Genomic DNA, 2310 nt, shown 5'->3' on the forward strand with positions numbered 1-2310 from the left:
TATTTGGCATTCATACTCTTGGTCGAAGGGAATTACATCTACAATGTCTTTGCGGATGGTTTCGTGACCTGGAACTTCTAATACGATATAATTAACAGAATTAACAGAATAAAAAGACGGTTTCAAGACCGTCTTTTTTATTTTTGTCATTAGAAACCAGTTAAGGGTTTAATCTGTATTTCGGACTGATTCTGAGATAAGGCGAAACCTGATTTTATAGGGCATAGCATATCTTCCCATGAAAAAGACCTTTGTTTTAGTTGTATTGTTCATCCTACCCATTGTGGCGTATCTCTTCTTTGCTTCTGGTATTAATAATTTTGGAAGGTTACCGATCCTTACACAGGATATTGGGGATATCTCTAAAATCGACAACAATGTTGCCCTTCAGGATAAGATTACCATCCTTGGGTTTTTGGGGAATGATTTGGGGAACCAAAAGGGTATTGCCTTTAATTTGAACCAAAAAATATACAAACGATTTTATGAATTCAACGACTTTCAGTTTGTAATGTTAGTTCCTAAGGGGACCGAAAGCAAGGTGGCTGCACTTAAGTCGGAACTGGGGAATTTGACCGATGTTACAAAATGGAACTTTGTCTATGGGGAAAAAGAACAGATCCAACGATTTTTCGATGGTATGAATACTGACCTCTTCTTGGATGGGAATTTGGCCACCCCTTATGTTTTTATTATCGATAAGGACAGAAACCTGCGTGGAAGGACAAATGACGAAGATGAAGGGACCAAATTTGGGTTTAATGCCACCTCTGTTGCAGAATTGAACAATAAGATGGAGGATGATGTGAAGATTATCTTGGCAGAATATCGGTTGGCCTTAAAAAAGAACAATGCCAATAAGAAATAAATACATGTCTTAATAGATGAAGAACAAATACACATATGTTTGGGTGTCCTTGGTCATTTTGGTCTTTGGTATCATCTTTATACCCAAGATCGTTGATCGAGTGGCTTCGGGCACTATGGTTGAAAATGATCGAATAAGCTTAAAAGACAACAAGGCAGGGTTGGCCTACATTTATTTAAACGGCCAAAAACGGCGCGTACCGGCATTCGAGTTTATAGATCAAGACAGTTTGCTCATTACCGAAAAGGATTATTTCGGGAAAGTATATGTCGTTGAATTCTTTTTCACTTCGTGCCCTTCCATCTGCCCCATAATGACCAAAAATCTTGTGGACCTTCAAGAGAGCTTTAAGACCGCTCCTGATTTTGGCGTGGCCTCGTTTACCATAACTCCGGAATATGATACCCCCATGGTGCTTAAAAAATATGCTGAGAAACATGGAATCACAAATTTGGATTGGCACTTGATGACAGGAAGCCAAGAGGCGATCTATGAGTTGGCCAATTCGGGCTTCAATATTTTTGTTTCCGAAATGCCTGATGCCCCTGGTGGTTTTGAACATGCAGGCCTCTTTGCCCTTATCGATAAGAAAGGCTATATACGCTCTAGGGTAGATGAATTTGGGAACCCGATCATCTATTACCGGGGCACCATTACCGAAGCGCAAGGTGAGAACAGTGAAGGGGAAAGGGAACAGATCTCCATTTTAAGGGAAGATATCGAGAAATTGTTAAAGGAATAATAGTGCATGGAACCAATCACACGAAAAGAGAAAAAATTCAATAGGTGGATCAATGTGGTTTCTATCCTCGTTCCCATCGTGGTTGCCCTTATGTTTGGGGTTAAAATACCCAATGTGGAGCCGTTGTACTTCTTACCGCCCATATATGCGTCGATCAATGGGCTTACTGCGGTTATTCTGATAGTGGCAGTTTGGGCTATCAAAAACGGCCGACAGGAACTCCACCAAAGGCTTATGACCATTTGTATCGCCCTATCGTTGGTATTTTTGTTGCTTTATATCGCCTATCACATGACATCCGATTCAACATCGTTTGGTGGTGAAGGAGTTATAAAGTATGTATATTACTTTATATTGGTATCGCATATCATTTTATCAATAGGTATCATTCCTTTGGTGCTTAAAACATATGCCCGAGCCTATTTGAAAAAGTATGATGAACATAGGGCCTTGGCACGATTGACTTTTCCAGTATGGTTGTATGTGGCTATTACGGGCGTCGTGGTTTATATAATGATATCACCCTATTACGCCTATCCATGAGAAATAAACTCGTCTTTGTCCTGATTTTTGCCTTGTTCTTGGTCCCACAATGTATTGAGGCGCAATGTGCCATGTGTAGGGCCGTATTGGAAAGTGAAGGCAATACATCCTCTGCCGAAGGAATTAATAATGGGATCGTTTATTTAATGGCCATTCC

General features: G+C 40.3%; 3 protein-coding genes. All 3 read left to right on the top strand.

Annotation, left to right across the window (positions count from 1 at the left end):
* The first annotated feature begins 238 nt into the window (after nucleotides 1–238).
* The 3 genes from WBM98_RS10165 to WBM98_RS10175 are packed head-to-tail and all read left to right on the top strand — an operon-like array spanning nucleotide 239 to nucleotide 2153.
* Nucleotides 239–868, top strand: a complete 630-nt coding sequence (locus WBM98_RS10165; RefSeq protein WP_424365912.1) for a hypothetical protein — start codon at nucleotides 239–241, stop codon at nucleotides 866–868.
* 16 nt (nucleotides 869–884) lie between these two features.
* Nucleotides 885–1610, top strand: coding sequence for an SCO family protein (locus WBM98_RS10170; RefSeq protein WP_424365913.1), 726 nt, complete (start codon nucleotides 885–887; stop codon nucleotides 1608–1610).
* A gap of 6 nt (nucleotides 1611–1616) precedes the next feature.
* The gene (locus tag WBM98_RS10175) at nucleotides 1617–2153 is read left to right on the top strand and encodes a DUF420 domain-containing protein (RefSeq protein ID WP_424365914.1); all 537 of its coding nucleotides are present in this window, start codon (nucleotides 1617–1619) and stop codon (nucleotides 2151–2153) included.
* Nucleotides 2154–2310: the final 157 nt, after the last annotated feature.

This window comes from Maribacter sp., assembly GCF_049667165.1.
Classification (GTDB): domain Bacteria; phylum Bacteroidota; class Bacteroidia; order Flavobacteriales; family Flavobacteriaceae; genus Maribacter_A.